This window comes from Providencia sp. PROV061, from assembly GCF_011045655.1.
Taxonomy (GTDB): Bacteria; Pseudomonadota; Gammaproteobacteria; order Enterobacterales; family Enterobacteriaceae; genus Providencia; species Providencia hangzhouensis.
The window spans coordinates 3,150,099-3,170,968 of sequence record NZ_CP042861.1 but is presented as its reverse complement, the minus strand read 5'-3'; the positions used below and the strand labels follow the sequence as shown (position 1 = coordinate 3,170,968).

Here is a 20,870-nt window from a genome sequence, read left to right as displayed (position 1 = left end):
CTGACTGGCATGATATTAAAGGTGCTGTTTTATTATTTTCAAAGGTTAAGCGTTAACACATTTGAATGATTACAGCACTTTAACGATGGCATCACATAATGGAACCATGTTCTCTAATGTTAAGCCTGCCACGTTAATACGGCCAGAGCTTACGGCATAGATACCAAATTCGCTACGTAGACGCTCTACCTGCTCTTTTGTTAGGCCACTGAAGGAGAACATACCGTTTTGGTTAATAATGAAGCTGAAGTCTTGTTTAGCGCCTTTTTCTTCCAATGTTTTCACTAACAGTTGGCGCATGCGTTTAATACGCTCGCGCATTGCGGTTAACTCTTGGATCCACTCAGCTTTTAATACGTCATCAGAAAGGATGGTTGTTACCACTGCAGCACCGTGCGCTGGTGGGTTTGAGTAGTTTGCGCGAATAACCGCTTTCGCTTGGCTAAATGCACGCTCGGCGTTATCGCTGTCTTTGGCTATGATGGTACAAGCACCAACACGCTCATTGTATAAACCGAAGTTTTTAGAGAACGAGCTCGCCACAATCATTTCAGGGTTGTTTTTGGTGAAAATACGCAGGCCTTCGGCATCTTCATCTAAGCCTTTTGCGAAACCTTGGTAAGCAAAGTCAAAAACCGGCAATAAACCTTTTTCTGCGCATAATGCTGCCAGCTTTGTCCATTGCTCAGAAGTTGGGTCAATACCCGTTGGGTTATGGCAGCAACCGTGTAGAACAATTACATCGCCAGCAACAGCGGATGACAGGCTGTTAAGCATACCGTCGAAATCCATACCGTGGTTGGCTGCATCATAGTAATTGTAGGTCAGCACTTCTAAGCCAGCCGCTTCAAAAATATTTTTGTGATTAGGCCAAGTTGGGTTGCTGATCCAAACGCGTTTTGCATTAGTTTGCTTCGCAATAAAATCAGCTGCGATACGCAGGGCACCAGTACCGCCGGGTGCTTGCGCTGTACGTGCACGTTTTGAGGTGACAATTTCATGTTGTGCACCGAATAACAGTTCTTGTGTTACACGGCCGAACTCTGGCATTCCGCTAATCGCAAGATAGTTTTTGGTGTTTTCGTTATCCAGCAGGAATTTTTCTGCTTTTTTAACGGTATCAAGCACAGGGGTTTTCCCTGATTCGTCTTTATAGACGCCAATACCTAAGTTGATTTTATTATCGCGGGGATCAGCACGGAAACTATCAGCAAGACCTAAGATTGGGTCAGCAGGGGCAGAAGTAATTTTTTCAAACATGTTGTCGATTCCAAAGCTCTGTAGTGGTACCCACACAGTTCCTAAGGTATGAAGGCATAAGTGAGAATGCGGTTGGCTATCCTTGCTTGTAATCTGCCCATACCATACGAAACTCGCGGGTGTAGCTGAAAACGGGTTTAGTCGAACGAGTCGAGTTCTCAGGGTAACGTGATAAAGGCTTTTTGCCAACCGTTTTACCAAAAATCGGCGAGATCTTGTGAACTAGGTAGGAATTGCATGTAATCTAACCATAAATATCTATAAAGGCGGTGAATCAGTCTGTCTTACCGATAATTTGGGAGTTTTTAGGAGGAGGTAGTTTGAGGTAGGAAGAACGAAATAAAAAAGCAGCGCCGAAGCGCTGCTTGCAAAAACATGTTACCGTTTTCTAGTTTATCAGTTAACTGATAATTAGAACTGGTAAACTAAACCTAAACCAACTACGTTATCAGTCATCAGACCATGACGTTCGCTGAAGTCGTTGTCTTTTAACAGGTTGATTTTGTAATCAACAACTGCAGACATGTTTTTGTTGAAGTAGTAGTAAGAACCTACAGAGATATATTTAACGATGTCACCGTCACCGCCAGCAATTTGCTTACCTTTAGATTGGTTATAACCTAAAGATGGTTTCAGACCGAAGTCGAACAGGTACTGAGCAACTAACTCAACGTTTTCAGTTTTGTTAGCGATTTCGTTATCGCTACCGAAGTAAGTAGTATTCAGAGTTTGGCCGTACATAGCTGCTAAGTAAAGGTTGTTAGCGTCGAATTTAGCACCAACGTTCCATGCTTGAGCTTTGTCACCACCAGCTGTAGATGCTGGAGCTTTTTGTTGTTCTGTACGTGCAGAACTTGAGTAACCACCACCCAGTGATACGCCCCAACCTAAGTCATAAGCAGCTGACAGACCGAAGCCGTCACCGTTATTTTTGTTGTATGGAACTTTATCACCAGATTTGTTGTCTTCGGTGTTTTTGCCTTGATATTGCAGAGCGAAGCTCAGGCCATCAACATAACCGAAAGCATTGTTGTTACGGTAAGTTAACAGGTTACGGTTACGGCTAGTCATGAATACATCAGACTGTTCCATAGTGTCGCCACCCCATAAAGGCATAACGTCGGTCCATGCGTTCGTGTCATAGATAACACCGTAGTTACGGCCGTAGTCGATTGAACCGAAATCAGCAAATTTCAGACCCGCGTATGCTAAACGGTTTTTGTTGTCGTTGTTGTTTTCAGTTTTGTTAGTCTTAGTTTCCCACTCGAAACGACCAAAACCAGTTAACTGATCAGTGATTTGAGTATCACCTTTAACACCTAAACGAACACGTGAATCGTCGCCATCTTCGCCGCTTTCAGCGTTTGCAAAGTAGTGACGAACGTCAACTTTACCGTAAACGTCTAATTTGTTGCCGTCTTTGTTGTATACTTCAGCTGCGTTTGCTGCACCAGCAGCTAACAGAGCTGGGATAACCATTGCAAGAATATTGCGTTTCATCATTATTATTACCCTCATTGGTGTTATTCGGACACCTGCCACTGCCAAAAATAATTCGCAAAAAATAATTGGAACTATTTGTGAGAGATTAGTGTCGTCTATGTCGGCGACCAGTGTTCCATTGCTAAATAAAATTATCTACCCTCAAAGTGCTACAAAATCAAAGATTCTGAAACAAATAGTAACTAGATGTTTCAAAATGTAAAAAATAGATCAATAAACAATCACTCATCGTACCAGTTTAAAAAATATTACAAAAATTAGGGAACTTTTTCAAAAGACAAATTGAGTTTTTTTTGAGCAGTTTAGCGAATGCAAAGCGGTTATTTATCACCAGTAAAAAGAGAATAGTGAGATTAAAAAGCAGATTATTCTTAGCGGTAGCAGATTGCTGGCTGTTTACGGAGAATAATAAGGTGATAACGTAAAAATTGTGACCTGGTTATCATGTGGCTGTAATTTGATGTAACAAGATGAGATAGTTGTATAGTGAAAGTATATTAGGACTGAAAAGTAACGGGCCAACATTAGTTGGCCCGTATATTAAGGTGTTAACATAGAAAAGCAGTTATTAGAACGCTGCATTTCTTGGGGTACGTGGGAATGGAATCACTTCACGTACGTTACCCACACCAGTGACGTAAGCCACTAAACGTTCAAAACCAAGGCCGAAACCTGAGTGAGGAACGGTGCCATAACGGCGCAGATCACGGTACCACCAGTAATCTTCTTTATTCATACCCATTTCTTCAAGACGGGCATCTAGCATATCAAGACGTTCTTCACGTTGTGAGCCACCGATGATTTCACCAATACCCGGTGCTAATACATCCATCGCAGCAACAGTTTTGCCATCTTCATTGAGGCGCATATAGAAAGCTTTGATGTCTTTCGGGTAGTTTTTCACAACCACAGGGGCTTTAAAGTGTTGCTCAGCAAGGTAACGCTCGTGCTCAGACGACATATCGACACCCCAATAAACTGGGTTTTCGAATTTTTGACCACAAGTTTCTAGGATTTTAATGGCATCCGTGTAATCAACTTGTGCAAAGTCTGAGTTAACAAAGCTTTCTAAGCGGTTGATAACGTCTTTATCAACACGTTGTGCAAAGAATTCTAAGTCATCACGGCGTTCTTCAAGAGCGGCTTTGAAGGCGAATTTCAGCATTTTTTCTGCAAGGCCTGCGACATCATCTAAAGAAGCAAATGCCACTTCAGGTTCGACCATCCAGAATTCAGCTAAGTGACGGCTAGTATTTGAGTTTTCAGCACGGAAGGTTGGGCCGAAAGTGTAAACTTTGCTAATCGCTGTTGCATAGGCTTCACCGTTCAGTTGGCCTGAAACGGTTAAGAAAGCTTCGCGACCAAAGAAATCTTCGCTGAAATCGACTTCACCTTTGTCATCACGTGGCAGGTTATTGTAATCCAATGTAGAAACACGGAACATTTCCCCCGCGCCTTCGGTGTCTGAGGCAGTGATCACTGGAGTGGAAACCCAGAAGTAGCCTTGCTCATCAAAGAAACGGTGGATAGCTTGCGCTAAAGTGTGGCGCACACGTGCAACAGCACCAATTAAGTTAGTACGTGGGCGCAAGTGTGCGGCTTCACGTAAAAACTCAACACTATGACGCTTCGCTGCCATTGGGTAGGTGTCAGGATCTTCAACCCAACCAACAACTTTTACAGCAGTGGCTTCAAGTTCAAATGATTGACCTTGGCCTGGGGATTCTTTTACGGTACCCGTAACTTCAACAGAACAACCCGTTGTTAGGTGCAGGACTTCGTCATTATAATTCGGTAAATTATTATTAATGATAGCCTGTAACGGATTAAAGCAAGAACCGTCATAAACGGCGAGGAAAGAAAAACCAGCATTTGAATCTCTCCTTGTACGTACCCAGCCTTGAACGGTGACTTCTGTGCCTACCGCCACTCGGCCTTGCAGTACGTCGACTACAGGCGCTACTATCATATAATTCACTCTCTTCATATTTAACGATATCTACTTCGACTATCTCAATCCGTCATACTTCGAGCCGTAGATGCGTTGGCTTCACAAACCGACCCTAGTCACATACTTATGTATGCTCCTAGGGCTCACTTTGTTTGCCGGCTTCCTACAACTCGAATTATTTAGGATGTAATTCAAATTGTTTTAAATCCATTCGACCGCTTATATCTATGAATATTATTCAAAAAATGTCATCGGTTTATGGCGATTAAAATAGTTAAAGTAGGGATATTAACGAAATCCCATTTTTCAGGGGCCAAAGCTCTATGTTACTTGCCATTTATTAGGAAACAAGTAAAAAATCGCGATAAAACATTTCTGTTGAAGCGAAGCGTGGTTATTGAGCTTAAAAGCTATAGTAATAGTAAGTGAATAAAAGAAAAAGGGGGTTTTGAAGCTCTGGGCAAGAAAAGTGCAAATTCTTACTCAGAGCTAGGGAAAAGTGACTTAATTAGCTGGCTTTTTCCATTTTAGGTAGGTCGAACGCTTTTCTGAGTTGATTGACGAACTCATCATCTTCACAAATGGTTTTTCCTGGGCTATCTGAGAGCTTAGCGACAGGCTTACCATTGCACTCTACCAATTTGATCACAATATTTAGCGGTGTAACATTCGGAATATTGCAGGTTAGACGAGTGCCGATACCAAAAACAAGGTTAATCCGTTGGTGGAAATAACGATATAATTCAAGTGCTTTTTGTAAGTCTAAGCTGTCAGAGAACACCAGTGTTTTGCTCATAGGGTCGATACCCAATTTTTGGTAATGAGCAATGGCTTTTTCACCCCATTCGATCGGGTCCCCTGAATCATGACGCAACCCTTGGTAGCGGTTCGCAAAGTTAGCATCAAAATCACGCAAAAAGGCATCCATGGTGATACAGTCAGTTAATGCGACACCTAAGTGATTAGGGTATTCATCTAGCCAGCTCTGCAATGCCTCGCGTTGGCTATTTGCCAATTCAGGGCTGATTTGCTGGTGGGCTTGGAACCACTCATGGGCTTGTGTGCCAACAGGGGCTAGGTCTAACTCGTGAGCAAGTTTGTAATTGCTCGTCCCCACAAGATAAGGAAATTCTTGTTTAAGCATTGAAACAATGGCGGATTGCACATCGTAGGAGAAACGGCGGCGTGTCCCAAAGTCCATGAGCTTAAAGTTAGACAAATCAAGTTGGTGCTCATCAGCTTGTTGATAAAAAACATTTAACAGCTTTTTAAGTTGCTGAACAGCATCACTAGGATGAATGTTTGGGTGCCTATCTTTTTGGATGATTTCACTGACCAATGCAAGGAGTGGTACCTCCCACATGATCACTTCACGCCAAGGCCCACTAATTCGAATAGCCAATTGGCCTTCGTCGGTGGTACTGACAACGACTTGTTCAGGGTTAAAGCGGAATGATTTTAACCACGTAAGATAGTCTTCTTGGAAGAAAGGTAAGCGGCGGAGAAAATTCAGTTCATTATCAGAAAGTGATAAGTTAGCCATCAACTGAATTTGTTGCCTGATTTCATTGGCGTAAGCACCTAAGATCTCACTGCTACGACAGCGGAACTCAGCGACAACCGGTACCTGGTGGTAACGGTGGAAAACGGCCTGCTGCATATGAAGCTTGTAAGCATCGGTATCAAGCAGTGATGTAATAATTGGTGTAGCGTCTAAATTCATGGCACGCAGACATCCTCGCGGAGCTTATCTTTACCACTAATGCTATTCATTTTTACTCTTGTTTCCCTTAAAACCTGTTTGATTTTTCAAAAAGTCACAATGAGATAAAAGCAGCAATAGTCGTTAGCTAAATCGTTAAAGTTGCAAAAGTATACCCACTTTAGCAAAAGATAGAAGTGTTATTCTACCACTTGGTTTCAAGGAGCACGGCAACCTAAATTCGCGCATTGCCTTTTTGTATTACTATAAAATCAAATAAATACGTTTTATTCGTATTATGTTCCATAGAAATAGACAAAAAGCATTAATCACGAAAAGATACTAACACGCTATAAAATATTTAATAGTACTATAGCACCAACAAACAAACGAATTTTTAACAAAGTTAAGCAGGGTGTGACATACAAAGCTAACATTGCCATAAAAATAGATAACATTTTTTGATGAAAATGTTTCTCAAATCCATTCACATTATTGTGGCTTATAGTATTGTATAAGTAATAAAGTAGTACGATATTGAATATAACGAATTAAAAGGTTACTTATGACCCAGCTAAGACAAGCGAAATATCGTCAGGATTATCAAGCACCTGATTACACAATTACAGAAATTGACCTCGATTTTAATCTTGACCCAGTGAAGACAGTCGTTACCGCAATAAGCAAGGTAAAACGCCTTAACTCTCAGTCATCAACACTTGAACTCAATGGCGAAGATTTATCACTAGTCAGTATTGAAGTCGATGGCAAAGCGTGGAAAAACTATAAAGAATCTGAAGGTAAATTGATTATTGAATCATTACCTGAATCTTTTACACTGCGGATTGTGAATGAAATTAGCCCTGAAAAAAATACAGCGTTAGAAGGTCTATATGTTTCAGGTGAGGCGTTATGCACACAATGTGAAGCGGAAGGTTTTCGCCATATTACCTATTACCAAGACCGACCAGATGTGTTGGCTCGCTATACCACCACAATTACAGCGGATAAATCACGTTATCCTTATTTATTATCAAATGGTAACCGTATCGCAGAAGGTGAGTTAGAAGACGGCCGCCATTGGGTGAAATGGGAGGACCCATTCCCAAAACCAAGTTATTTATTTGCCTTAGTCGCAGGCGATTTTGATGTTTTAAAAGACACCTTTGTGACTCGTAGTGGCCGTGAAGTTGCGTTAGAACTTTTTGTTGATAAAGGTAATTTAGACCGTGCACCATGGGCAATGCAGTCCCTTAAAAATGCCATGAAATGGGATGAAGAACGCTTTGGTTTAGAGTATGACCTTGATATCTATATGATTGTTGCCGTTGATTTCTTCAACATGGGAGCCATGGAAAATAAAGGTTTGAATGTCTTTAACTCTAAATATGTTTTAGCTAAAAGTGAGACAGCGACGGATAAAGACTATCTGAATATCGAATCTGTGATTGGTCACGAATACTTCCATAACTGGACTGGTAACCGTATCACTTGCCGTGACTGGTTCCAATTGAGCTTAAAAGAAGGGTTAACTGTTTTCCGCGATCAAGAATTTAGCTCTGATTTAGGCTCTCGCTCTGTTAACCGTATCAACAATGTTAAAGTGATGCGTTCAGCCCAGTTTGCTGAAGATGCAAGCCCAATGGCGCACCCGATCCGCCCTGACAAAGTCATTGAAATGAACAATTTCTATACTTTAACAGTGTATGAAAAAGGGTCTGAAGTCATTCGCATGATCCATACGCTGCTCGGTGAGGAAATGTTCCAAGCGGGAATACAACTTTATGTTCATCGCCATGATGGCAGTGCGGCAACCTGTGACGATTTTGTGCAGGCGATGGAAGATGCGTCAAATGTTGATTTATCACTATTTCGTCGTTGGTATAGCCAATCAGGGACGCCAGTTTTAACTGTGCGTGATGAATATTCACCAGAAAAACAGCAATATACGCTACATGTTAGCCAAATGACGCCAGCTACAGCGGATCAAGCTGAAAAGCTGCCATTACATATCCCATTGGATATTGAGCTCTATGATGAGCAAGGTGGAATTATTACGCTAAAACGTGATGGTAGTGTGGTAAATTCAGTGCTAAACATTACGCAAGAAACTCAAACGTTTGTTTTTGATGAGGTGACAAGTCGCCCAGTTCCCTCCTTATTGCGTGAGTTTTCAGCCCCTGTAAAATTAGATTACAACTACACAGATGAGCAATTAGCTTTCTTGATGCAGCATGCAAGCAATGAATTTGCTCGTTGGGATGCTGCTCAGCAACTCATTAATAATTATGTAAAAATTAACGTGGCTCACTATCAAAATGGCGAGACTTTAGTTTTACCTGAGCCTGTGGTTGATGCTTTTCGCGGTGTATTATTAAGTGATTCGATTGACCCTGCGTTAGTCGCCTTGATCTTAACGTTGCCTTCCGAAAATGAACTTGCAGAATTATTTACGGTTATTGACCCGGTAGCGATCCACGAAGTGGTGAATTTTATCCATCATCATTTAGCAGTAGAAATGCATGATGAGCTTCTCACCGTTTATCGCTCCATTAATATTGATGGCTATCGTGTTGATCACCAAGATATTGCTAAACGTTCATTGCGTAATATTTGCCTGCAATACTTAGCGGCGGGTGATGATAGCGAACTGGCGAATAAATTAGTGCTGGAACAATACCAATCTGCCGATAATATGACTGATTCATTGGCCGCATTGACAGCCGCTAATGAATCACAGTTAGCTTGTAAAGAACAGTTAATGGCAGACTTTGATGAGCGTTGGCACCATGACGGGTTAGTCATGGATAAGTGGTTTACATTGCAAGGGGCAAACCCTGCAAAAGAAGCGCTTGCCAATGTACGTGCATTATTGAATCACCGCTCATTTAGCATGAGTAACCCTAACCGTGTTCGCTCACTTGTCGGTGCTTTTACAGCAGGGAATCCCGTTAATTTCCATGCGAAAGATAGCAGTGGTTACCAATTCCTGTATGAAATTTTAGTCGATCTGAATACACGTAACCCGCAAGTGGCTTCGAGGCTGATCGAGCCGTTGATCCGTTTAAAACGTTATGATGAACAGCGCCAAGCACAGATGCGCAAAGTGCTTGAGCAATTAAAAGCGCTCGATAACCTTTCTGGTGATCTATTTGAAAAAATTACCAAAGCGTTAGAAAGCTGATTTATATATAGCTAACCAATTATTGGTTTTAATAAGCCGCTAAAATTTAATTTAGCGGCTTATTTGTTTATGACAATAATGGAATATTAAATGAGAGATAACTGTCATAAAGTGGTTGTTTTCCCCCAAAAAACCAGGCAAATGAATTTTTATTGATTTTTTCATGGTAAAAGCGCGGTGAGATAGGGTAATCTATAGCGCGTTTTATCCGACGAAAAATAGTTCGCACAGTGAAAACTCGGCAATCAGTCTTTGGCGAGGGTTTTGGCGCGCGACATAATGTCTATTTTATTGAAACGCACTAGTAAAAATAGGTTATTGGATATGTTATATCATCTTGCCCGCAAGGCACTGTTCCAGCTCGATCCTGAAAAAGCTCATGAATTGACTTTTCGCCAGCTTCAACGTTTGAACCATTCCCCTTTCCAATGTCTTATTCGCCAATCTGTTGCCACTAAACCCGTTCAATGCATGGGGCTTTCCTTTAAAAACCCACTAGGGCTCGCCGCGGGTTTAGATAAAGATGGTGAATGTATTGATGCATTTGGTGCAATGGGTTTTGGGTTTATAGAAATTGGTACGGTAACTCCTCGTCCACAGTCTGGTAATGACAAACCGCGGTTATTTCGGCTTGTAGAAGCAGAAGGTTTAATTAACCGGATGGGTTTTAATAATAAAGGTGTCGATAACCTTGTTGAGAATGTTAAAAAATCGAATTACGGCGGGGTCATTGGTATCAATATTGGTAAAAATAAAGATACACCTGTTGAACAAGGTAAAGATGACTATTTAATTTGCATGGATAAGGTCTATGCTCATGCAGGTTATATTGCTATTAATATTTCCTCACCAAATACGCCAGGCTTGCGTACATTACAATATGGCGAAGCACTAGATGATTTATTAAGTAGCATAAAAGCAAAACAACTGGAATTACAATTACAGCACCAAAAATATGTACCTGTCGCTGTAAAGGTTGCGCCTGATTTATCTGAAGAGGAAATTATCCAAGTTTCAGATAGCCTAGTTAGGCATAATATTGATGGCGTTATTGCAACGAATACCACGCTAGATCGTTCTTTGGTTCAAGGGATAAATCATTGTAATGAGGCTGGTGGGTTAAGTGGCCGTCCTGTGCAATTAAAAAGTACACAAGTTATTAAGATTATTTCACGTGAGTTAAATGGAAAGCTGCCAATAATTGGAGTAGGTGGAATTGATTCCCTTACCGCGGCGCGTGAAAAAATGGAAGCGGGTGCCTCTTTAATTCAAATTTATTCTGGTTTTATTTATCATGGGCCAAAATTAATTAAAGATATTGTTAATCATATCTAGTAATAAATTGTAAATTTACGTATCAAGGGGGTTTATTTATTCCCCCTTTTAAACTATATTGCTAATAGTGGCTATTTTTGTATCAAGTTGAACTCAATTTTCAGTAGATTTGCTATTTAGATAACAATATTATCCAGTTATTTCTAACGCATCTTCTTATTTAGCAGATCCAATTTTTAGCATATAAAAATAGCCTTAGAGTAAATTTAGAAAGGATCATTATAGAGATCATTTCTACTTTATTTACCGGTAAATCGCTAAAGGATCGTTTATGAATATTAAACCTGATGATCATTGGCGTTGGTATTTTGATCATGACCATAATAGGGTGATGTTAGATCTCGCCAACGGCATGATATTTCGTTCATGTTTTCCTGCTAAGATGCTAACGGTTTTTGCTCGTAATGAGATGCCTTTTAGTATCGAAGATGCAGGTGAATATTATTTATTTGATGAGCAGGCTAAAAGGCTAAATATTACTCAAGAAGAAAGAGCTGAATTAGTCTTAAATAGTTTAGTTGCTTTTCGTTTTTTAAAGCCACAGATGCCAAAGAGTTGGTACTTTTCTTCATTTCACTATATTAATGCGCCTAAGCAGGGGCAAATAATTCAAGTGTGTTTAGAAAATACGAACCATTATTCCACATTTATTATTGCTGAGGCTGGCCCTTCTGCGAGTTTATGTTTATTAGCGGAACCAATTTTAGAATTACCCGATCGAACTTTACGATTTTGCGATCCAATTAAGATCATGAACGATCGCATGCTTGAATATTCATCTAAAGTGAAACGTCAATTATACGGTAATGCTATTTAAATGATCGCTAGAGATCAAAAAAGAATAGTGAAACAAAAAGTTTTTTTGCTAATTAATCTAGTTTTGAGCGTTTAACACCATCGTAGAATTGAAACCTTGATGGTGTTAAAAAGCAAAATCAACGCTTAATTAAACGCTAATTTAACGGATGTTTTCGGGATACAACTACAGGCGAGTATATAACCGTTTTCTTTAATGGCGCTTTGTTTTAACGGGGTGACTTCCCCTGAAATAAGTTTAATTTTACAGCGACCACAGATGCCAGCTCGACATGAATAAGGGATAGTTAAACCATTGGATTCTAATTGCTCCAGGATCACATTTTGGTTATCACCGGTATATTCTGTTTCTTCAAAAACTAAACTGACCTTATTGGCTTGAGTATTTAAACTATTAGCTGCTAGGTCACTTTCCCGCTCTTGAACTAAATACTGTTTTGCTGGTTTAGTTTCTAATACCGTCAGAGTATCGCCAACACGAATAACACCGGTATTTTTAATAATCACATTTTGGCCAAAATCGACATCCCCTGTTTCATCTGAACGGAAGGTTTGTAATGTCGCAAGTGGCTCACTGTGGGGATGTTTGATCCCTTTCTCTGGGCTAACGGTAGTTAAAATGCATCGGCTACATGGCCTATCTAATGTAAAGATGACATCACCAATTTGAATGGTTTTCCATGTATCTTCTTCAAAAGGCTTGGCGCCTGTAATAATTAAGTTGCCACGAAACTGTTCTAATTTAATACTGGCAGGGCAACGGCGTTGCAGTTCTTGGACAGAAGCTTCGTTGATCAGTAAGAAAGGGTAGCCGTCAGCAAAAGACATCGGCACATCTTGGTGTTCTTTGACGCGACGAGAAAGCTGCGGGCTTAGCCAGCGTAGTTGTACCGGTTCGTCAAAAAAAGTACTTAACCAGCTATTTATCGCTTCAGGTGCAATAAGTGCATGAAAATGATTGCCCCAAACTTCAGTAGGGCTCTGCTTCTCATCAAAGTCCTGATACAATACCGTCGCACTTTCGCCATTTGGTGCTCGCAAGTGAAGACCATTATTGAGCATTACCGGTGTAAAAAGTAACATTTGTGGATATTTTCTCGCCGTAATAAATTTACCTTCCAGCGTGGTTACCATAAAATTACGATCAAAAGTCAAACCGCTAATATCAGCGAAGGCGTGGGATAAACGAACTCCTCGCATAGATTTAACTGGGTGTGTGTAAAGGCGCGAAAGCGTTATCATTTTTTAATCCTTATAATTGTGCGTAGCAACTTTATGACAACTGCATAAGATTAGCTATAATGCGCAACAATTTTTCATCCAAATTGGTAATAAATACTATGAATTCTCTGTTTGCCAGCACAGCTCGCGGCCTTGAAGAACTACTGAAAACGGAATTAGAATCGCTTGGCGCTAGCCAATGCAAAGTGGCCCAAGGGGGTGTCTATTTTCAGGCCGACGAACGTGTGATGTACCAAAGCCTACTGTGGAGTCGGCTGGCATCGCGTATTTTATTGCCACTGAATGATTTTGACGTCTACAGTGACTTAGATTTGTACCTCGGTGTACAAGCAATCGACTGGAGTGAGATTTTCTCCGTCAATGATACCTTTGTTGTTCATTTTACAGGGACTAACGAAGAAATTCGCAACAGCCAATACGGTGCATTGAAAGTGAAAGATGCTATCGTAGACAGCTTCGTACGCAAGCTAGACCAACGTCCTGATGTCGCTCGCCAGCAAGCGGATATCCGCATCAACGTCTACCTTAATAAAGAAAAAGCCAGTGTAGCACTCGATTTAAGTGGTGATTCATTACATATTCGTGGCTACCGTGATTTGGCAGGCCAAGCCCCCTTAAAAGAGACGCTGGCAGCCGCAATTATCAACCGTTCAGGTTGGCAGCAAGGAACACCCTTGGTCGACCCAATGTGCGGTTCAGGAACCTTGTTAATTGAAGCCGCAATGATGGCAACAGATAAAGCCCCCGGGTTACACCGTACGCATTGGGGCTTTTATGCATGGTCGAAATTTAACGCGGAACTTTGGCGTGAACTAACCACGGAAGCGCAAGTGCGTTTCCGCCAAGGTTTGAAAGAAACGACATCGCGTTTTTATGGTTTTGATATCGATAAGCGCGTACTGGAAATGGCTCGTGCGAACGCGCGCCGTGCAGGGTTACAAGATTTAATCACCTTTAAGCAAGGTGATGCCGCTGCATTGGAAAACCCAGTTAAGGCCGATGCGTTAGGCACGATTATTAGCAATCCCCCTTATGGGGAGCGTTTAGAAAGTGAGCCTGCTTTAATTGCGCTACATAGCCAGTTAGGGCGGATCGTGAAGGCACGCTTCCCTGGTTGGCGTTTATCGATTTTTAGTGCTTCTCCTGAGTTACTCAGCTGTTTGCAACTGCGTTCAGAGCGTGAATTTAAAGCTAAGAATGGTCCTTTAGATTGTGTCCAGAAAAACTACCAGCTAGCGGCTACGCCATCAGAAACGATAGCGGAAATTTCACCTGATTTTGCAAATCGTTTACGTAAAAATATCAAGAAATTAAGTAAATGGGCAAAACAACAAGGCATTGATAGTTACCGTGTTTATGATGCTGATTTACCTGAATACAATGTTGCGGTTGATATTTATGGCGATAAAGTGGTGATCCAAGAATACGCGCCACCGAAAACCGTTGATGAACGCAAAGCTCGTCAACGCCTATTTGATGTGATCACTGCAACAATGAATGTGCTAGAACTGACATCGAATCAGCTAGTGTTAAAAACGCGCCAGCGCCAAAAAGGCAAGCAACAGTATGAGAAATTAGCGCAAAAAGACGATTTCTTTTTAGTGCAAGAATACAATGCGAAAATGTTGGTGAATTTGACGGACTATCTGGATACAGGGTTATTTCTTGACCATCGTATTGCCCGTAAAATGTTAGGCCAGATGAGTAAAGATGCCGATTTCTTAAATTTGTTCTGTTACACCGGCACTGCCACTGTGCATGCAGGGCTTGGCGGCGCGAAAAGCACCACTTCCGTAGATATGTCACGCACTTATCTTGAGTGGGCTGAGAAAAACCTACAAGCGAATGGGCTAACAGGTCGCCAACATCGTTTAATTCAAGCGGATTGCTTGAGTTGGCTGGCGAATAGCCGGGAACAATTTGATTTGATCTTTATTGATCCCCCAACATTCTCAAATTCAAAACGCATGGATGGTACGTTTGACGTACAACGAGATCATATCCAATTGATTACCCACCTAAAGCGGTTATTACGCGGTGGTGGAACCGTAATGTTTTCTAATAACAAACGCGGTTTCAAAATGGATCTTGAAGCAATTAAAGAATTAGGATTACAAGCACAAGAAATCACAGCGAAAACACTGTCAGAAGATTTTGCTCGTAACCGCCAAATACATAACTGCTGGCTAATTAGCCACGCAGAGTAAGGATAGAATCAATGGCTTTAATTAATTTGTCGGGTGCATACCTTTCGTTTAGTGATGCCCCATTACTGGATAATACCGAAATTCATATCGAAGATAACGAACGTGTATGTTTGGTTGGCCGCAATGGTGCGGGTAAATCAACGTTAATGCGTGTGTTAACGAAAGAACAGCCGTTAGATGATGGCCAATTGGTTTATGAGCAAGATTTAGTTGTTGCACGCTTGCAGCAAGACCCACCGCGTAATATTGAAGGCACTATTTTTGATTTTGTGGCTGAAGGTGTTGCAGAACAGGCTCAGTACCTCAAAGATTATCACCATGTTGCAAAAGAGGTCGAAACCGACCCGAGTGAAAAAAATCTAAATAAATTGGCTGAATTGCAAGAGGTGTTAGATAACCACAATTTATGGTTGCTGGACTCTCGTATCAGTGATGTGCTGAAAAAACTCGGTTTACCTGCGGATGCAGAACTGTCTTCACTATCAGGCGGTTGGCTTCGTAAAGCCGCTTTGGGCCGTGCGTTAGTGAGTAACCCAAGAGTACTATTTTTAGATGAGCCAACCAACCACTTAGATATAGAAACAATTCTTTGGCTGGAAAACTTCCTAAAAGATTTCCAAGGCAGCATCGTATTTATCTCCCATGACCGTTCGTTTATCCGTAATATGGCAACACGTATTATTGATTTAGACCGTGGGCAGCTGTCTTCTTGGCCGGGTAATTATGATGACTACTTGGTGAATAAAGAAGAAGCATTGCGTGTTGAAGAGATGCAAAATGCAGAATTCGACCGTAAATTAGCCCAAGAAGAGACGTGGATCCGCCAAGGTATTAAAGCGCGACGTACTCGTAACGAAGGTCGTGTTCGTGCGCTGAAAGCGCTACGCGTAGAGCGTTCAGAGCGTCGTGAAGTGATGGGCACAGCGAAAATGCAAGTGGGTGAAGCAGCCCGTTCTGGCAAAATTGTGTTCGAAATGGAAAATGTGAATTACCAGATTGATAATAAAGTACTGGTAAAAGATTTTTCAGCTCAAGTATTACGTGGCGATAAAATCGCGCTAGTTGGGCCAAACGGTTGTGGTAAAACAACATTATTGCGCTTAATGCTAGGGGATTTACAAGCAGATAGCGGACGAGTTCATTGTGGGACTAAGTTGGAAGTTGCTTATTTCGACCAGCATCGTGCGGCGTTGGACCCAGATAAAACCGTGATGGATAACTTGGCAGAAGGCAAACAAGAAGTCATGGTCAATGGCAAGCCACGCCATGTTTTAGGCTATTTACAAGACTTTATGTTTCCACCAAAACGTGCGATGACTCCTGTTAGGGCGCTTTCTGGTGGTGAGCGTAACCGCTTGTTGCTTGCGCGTTTATTCCTAAAACCAAGTAACTTATTGATCCTCGATGAACCGACTAACGACCTTGATGTCGAAACCTTAGAGTTACTCGAAGAGCTAGTTGATGGTTACCAAGGAACGGTTTTATTGGTTAGCCATGACCGAGAGTTTGTTGATAACAGTGTGACAGAATGTTGGATCTTCGAAGGTAATGGGGTTATTAAGCGTTTTGCGGGCGGATATTACGATGCTCAGCAGCAAAAAGCACAAACAGTGAGTTTGAAAGCAGAACAAACGGGTAAAGTGACTGCCCAAGATAAACAGACGAAACCGAAAGAAACGGTAAAACGTTCAAATAAGCTCAGTTACAATTTATTACGTGAATTGGAACAATTGCCAGCAAAATTGGAACAACTTGAAAGTGAAATTGAAACATTGCAAACTCAAGTTGGTGATGCCGATTTTTTCAATCAACCACATGATGTAACAGAAAAAACGCTGAGTCAGCTAGCTGCAAAAGAAGCTGAACTAGAGCAAGCATTTGACCGTTGGCAAGAGCTAGAATTGCTGAAAAACGGCTAATTACGTTTTAATTAAAGGAGCAAATACACTTTGTGCAACCATGCGTCTCATGAACATGTGCTTTGTCCTCAGTGTGACATGTTGGTTGCAGTTCCTGAGTTGGAACAAGGGAGCAAGGCAACGTGTCCACGCTGCGAAACCACATTGGTCTCAAAGTGGCGATATCCGTATAAGCAGCCGGCAGCATATGCATTCAGTGCATTAATTATGCTGTTTGTTGCCTGCTTGTTCCCTTTTGTTAAGATGGGCGCCGCAGGGATTGAAAATGAAATTTCACTATTCCAAATCATTGAAATTATAGCAACCACGCGTTATAGCGGTCTGGCACTATTTTTTCTATTCTTTTCATTGATTATTCCTGCATTTTGTATGGTCACCATTATCCTTTTAGGGTTGCAAGTTCATATTCCTAAAGGTATTAAAGTGGTGATCACCCGTATACTGTTCCAAATGAAAGCGTGGTGTATGGCTGAGATCTTTCTAGCGGGGGTCTTAGTCAGTTTTGTTAAATTGATAGCTTACGGCGATATTGGCATCGGGTTAAGCTTTTTACCTTATTGCGCGTACTGCATGCTGCAAGTAAGGGCTTTTCAATGCTTAGATCGTCACTGGCTATGGAACCGAATTGAAGCGGCTCCGAAATTAGATAAGCCGTTAATCGTGGGCCAGACGGGTATTAAACAAGATGTACGTTTATGTCTTGTGTGTACGGCGATTTTACCTGCCGAACAATCAAAATGCCCACGTTGTCACTCCCATGGTAGTGTACGGAAAAACCAAAGTTTACAATGGACTTTGGCACTTTTAGTGACATCAATTATGTTGTATATCCCTGCTAACGTACTGCCAATGATGACCACAAATACGTTGGGAACCGCATTAAACTCGACCATTATTGACGGAGTCATTTTGTTGTGGGAAGACGGGTCATACCCTGTTGCCATGGTGATTTTTGTGGCCAGTATCATGGTGCCTACATTGAAAATGATAGGAATTGCATGGCTTTGCCTAGATTCCAAGGGGTACGGTAATCGTGACCCACATCGTATGCATTTTATTTATGAGTTGGTGGAATATGTTGGTCGTTGGTCAATGATAGATGTATTTGTTATCACTATTTTAGCCTCTTTGGTTCAAATGGGGCAGTTGATGAATATTGTCCCTGCTATGGGGATTATTTTCTTTGGTGTGGTTGTTATTCTCACAATGTTTGCAGCGATGACCTTTGACCCTAGATTAACTTGGGATCGCTGTGAAAGAAAAAATGCAGTAAATACTGTTGAACAAGAAGGAGTCATCGGGTGACTGAAAAAGAAACACCGCAGGCCAATGCCAAAATTAGCAAGCTAAAAAGTTGGTCGCCTGTATGGGTGATCCCAATAGTGACGCTCTTGCTTGGTGCTTGGGTTTTATTTTACCACTTTAGCAACCAAGGCCCTGAAGTGACATTAATCACTTACAATGCTGAAGGAATAGAAGCGGGTAAAACGAAAATTAAAAGTCGCAGCGTTGATATTGGCGTTGTGGAAAGCGTGACACTTGATGACAACTTTAGTCGAGTGATTATAAAAGCGCGCTTGAATAATGAAATGAAGGAATTGTTGCGTACCGATTCCGCGTTTTGGATTGTAAAACCGACAATTGGGCGAGATGGTGTCACTGGTCTTGGCACATTACTTTCAGGTGCTTACATTGAGCTTCAACCGGGGTTAGCGGCAAAAGAACATTTCGAGTTCACCTTATTGGATACTCCGCCTCTTGCATCACCAGATGCTAAGGGAATTCGTGTTGTATTGGTGAGCGATAAGGCAGGGCAACTAAACCCAGGTGACCCAGTATTATTCCGTGGTTACCGAGTTGGTTCTGTTGAAACCAGTGACTTTGATATGAACAAGCGTGATATGCGCTACCAATTATTTATCAATGCGCCTTATGACAAATTGATTAGTTCAAATGTACGTTTCTGGAAAGATAGCGGTATTGCTTTTGATATGTCATCCCAAGGTGTTCACGTTGAAATGGGCTCAATAGCCACATTACTGACTGGTGGTGTGAGTTTTGATGTTCCAACAGGGTGGGTTCCAGGTGCAAATGTGAAGGAAAATACTGAATTCCAACTGTTTGATAACCAAAGTAGTATTCAAAATTCCTTGTATACGCAGTATCAAGATTTTGTTTTGTTTTTCTCAGACTCAGTGCGAGGCCTGCAACCCGGAGCGCCAGTAGAGTTCCGTGGTATTCGTTTAGGTACCGTTGCACAAGTGCCTTTTTATACGGAAGGTTTAGACCAATCACTGGATAATGACTTTAGAATTCCGGTTTTGATTCACATTGAGCCAGAGCGTTTCTCTAAAGATGTCGGTAAGAATTTTAATTTGAAAAATGAATTAAATTTAGCCTTGAAAGATGGCTTAAGGGCATCATTAAAATCAGGAAACTTGCTAACTGGCGCATTATTTGTTGATTTGGATTTTGTGCAAAATGCAGAGCCTTATAAAGGCCCAACTGTAGTTGCTGGCTATAAAATTATCCCGACAACCAGTGCAGGGTTAGCGCAAATTCAACAAAAAGTCATTGCAGTGTTGGATAAAATTAACAATATGCCAATTGAACCAATGCTTAATCAAACCACACAAACATTGGCAGAAGGGCAGAAAGTTGTTAAAGAAGCTAATGCCATGTTGGCACAGCTCAACAAAGTGATGGCGAGTAAAGAGTTCCAAAATTTACCTCATGACTTGCAAAAAACACTGCAAGAAATGAACCGTGCAATGCAAGGTTTCCAACCTGGTTCACCAGCCTATAATAAAATGGTGGATAACATGCAGCGTTTAGACCAAGTATTGAGAGAAGTTCAGCCACTTTTACGTACTTTAAATAATAAGAGTAACGCATTAGTTTTTGAAGCTGAGCCAACGAAGGATGTTGAGCCTAAAGGAGTGAAAAAATAATGAGATATTTATTATCGATATTTGTTTTATTATTGGCGGCTTGTAGTAGTACTCCTGAGAAAAAGTATTATCAATTGCCAATGAAAACTCCTCAGACACAATCTGCAGAGGTGATGGATAAAGGCCAAGTATGGTTACAGCGCATCATGTTATCGGATGTATTGACGTCAAATGGTATTACTTACCAAACGACAGATGTCAGTTATACTAATGCGAGTACACACTTATGGGCTAGCCCATTAGAACAACAGCTTGGGCAGTCGATGGTGAGAGAATTATCTGCGGCATTACCTGAAAAACTAGTTTCTTTGCAGCCATTACAGAACTCGCCGGATACGCTCGATATCACTTTAACGGCCTTTAATGGGCGGTATGACGGTAAAGTATTAGTTCAAGGCTTTTGGACTTACTCTCATAATAACAACGTGATCCGCCGTAATTTTGATGTGCAATTAGATCAAAATGAAGATGGTTACCCGGAGTTGGTCCGTACGTTATCGATGGGCTGGCAGCAAGTGGCTGAGAGTATTGCGAAAGAGATAGATAAATACTAGTTATTACCTAAGTATTTTATATTAAATGCACCTTTAATATATATGGTTTATATATTTTAGGTGCATTATTATTTTTATTAAATATAGATATATTTTTAATTTATATATTAGTGAATGATAAATTCTTTTGTTCTCTAATATGATGATAAATAAAAGGATATTTTTATTTATGATTAAAATCAATAGATTATATTAATTGCCACATACAAGTCACATTTATGCTATTTATGACAAATATATGAAAAT

General features: G+C 41.1%; 13 protein-coding genes. 8 read left to right on the top strand and 5 right to left on the bottom strand.

What is annotated here, in order from left to right; all coding sequences use genetic code 11:
- Positions 1–69: 69 nt before the first annotated feature.
- The 4 genes from FVA72_RS14525 to pncB form a co-directional block, all read right to left on the bottom strand.
- Positions 70–1,260 (bottom strand): amino acid aminotransferase, encoded by a 1,191-nt coding sequence (locus tag FVA72_RS14525; protein ID WP_110591460.1) that lies wholly within the window; start codon positions 1,258–1,260, stop codon positions 70–72.
- 411 nt (positions 1,261–1,671) lie between these two features.
- Positions 1,672–2,763: a porin gene (locus FVA72_RS14520; RefSeq protein WP_282550849.1), complete on the bottom strand. Its 1,092-nt coding sequence runs from the start codon at positions 2,761–2,763 to the stop codon at positions 1,672–1,674.
- A 568-nt stretch (positions 2,764–3,331) separates the two neighbouring features.
- Positions 3,332–4,732 carry an asparagine--tRNA ligase gene (gene asnS, locus FVA72_RS14515; RefSeq protein ID WP_036957910.1) on the bottom strand — a complete coding sequence of 467 codons (1,401 nt, stop codon included), beginning with the start codon at positions 4,730–4,732 and terminating at the stop codon, positions 3,332–3,334.
- 490 nt (positions 4,733–5,222) lie between these two features.
- Positions 5,223–6,437, bottom strand: coding sequence for a nicotinate phosphoribosyltransferase (gene pncB / locus FVA72_RS14510; RefSeq protein WP_110591461.1), 1,215 nt, complete (start codon positions 6,435–6,437; stop codon positions 5,223–5,225).
- Positions 6,438–6,981: 544 nt separating this feature from the next.
- Between pncB and pepN the strand changes: the two genes are divergently transcribed.
- The 3 genes from pepN to FVA72_RS14495 all read left to right on the top strand — a co-directional run bounded on the left by pepN (position 6,982) and on the right by FVA72_RS14495 (position 11,752).
- Positions 6,982–9,600 (top strand): aminopeptidase N, encoded by a 2,619-nt coding sequence (gene pepN / locus FVA72_RS14505; protein ID WP_110591462.1) that lies wholly within the window; start codon positions 6,982–6,984, stop codon positions 9,598–9,600.
- Positions 9,601–9,924: 324 nt separating this feature from the next.
- A complete protein-coding gene (gene pyrD, locus FVA72_RS14500; protein WP_036958164.1) occupies positions 9,925–10,935 on the top strand; it encodes a quinone-dependent dihydroorotate dehydrogenase in 1,011 nt (336 codons plus the stop codon).
- A 271-nt stretch (positions 10,936–11,206) separates the two neighbouring features.
- Complete coding sequence (locus FVA72_RS14495) at positions 11,207–11,752, top strand: cell division protein ZapC (RefSeq protein ID WP_110591463.1); 546 nt, start codon at positions 11,207–11,209, stop codon at positions 11,750–11,752.
- Between the two features lie 125 nt (positions 11,753–11,877).
- Here the strand turns inward: FVA72_RS14495 and FVA72_RS14490 are convergent, their stop codons facing one another.
- Positions 11,878–12,993 (bottom strand): YcbX family protein, encoded by a 1,116-nt coding sequence (locus FVA72_RS14490; RefSeq protein ID WP_110591464.1) that lies wholly within the window; start codon positions 12,991–12,993, stop codon positions 11,878–11,880.
- A gap of 98 nt (positions 12,994–13,091) precedes the next feature.
- Here FVA72_RS14490 and rlmKL point away from each other — a divergent pair, with 98 nt between their 5' ends.
- From rlmKL to pqiC, 5 genes are read left to right on the top strand one after another with little or no spacing between them, the layout of a single operon-like run.
- Complete coding sequence (rlmKL, locus tag FVA72_RS14485; RefSeq protein WP_110591465.1) at positions 13,092–15,200, top strand: bifunctional 23S rRNA (guanine(2069)-N(7))-methyltransferase RlmK/23S rRNA (guanine(2445)-N(2))-methyltransferase RlmL; 2,109 nt, start codon at positions 13,092–13,094, stop codon at positions 15,198–15,200.
- Between the two features lie 11 nt (positions 15,201–15,211).
- Positions 15,212–17,119 (top strand): ABC transporter ATP-binding protein, encoded by a 1,908-nt coding sequence (locus FVA72_RS14480; RefSeq protein WP_110591466.1) that lies wholly within the window; start codon positions 15,212–15,214, stop codon positions 17,117–17,119.
- 30 nt (positions 17,120–17,149) lie between these two features.
- The gene (gene pqiA / locus FVA72_RS14475) at positions 17,150–18,424 is read left to right on the top strand and encodes a membrane integrity-associated transporter subunit PqiA (RefSeq protein ID WP_071585858.1); all 1,275 of its coding nucleotides are present in this window, start codon (positions 17,150–17,152) and stop codon (positions 18,422–18,424) included.
- On the top strand, positions 18,421–20,070 hold the full coding sequence (gene pqiB, locus FVA72_RS14470; RefSeq protein ID WP_110591467.1) for an intermembrane transport protein PqiB: 1,650 nt from the start codon (positions 18,421–18,423) through the stop codon (positions 20,068–20,070). The genes pqiA and pqiB overlap by 4 nt, the downstream gene beginning before the upstream one ends.
- Positions 20,070–20,624 (top strand): membrane integrity-associated transporter subunit PqiC, encoded by a 555-nt coding sequence (gene pqiC, locus FVA72_RS14465; RefSeq protein ID WP_004256133.1) that lies wholly within the window; start codon positions 20,070–20,072, stop codon positions 20,622–20,624. The genes pqiB and pqiC overlap by 1 nt, the downstream gene beginning before the upstream one ends.
- The last annotated feature ends 246 nt before the right edge of the window (positions 20,625–20,870 follow it).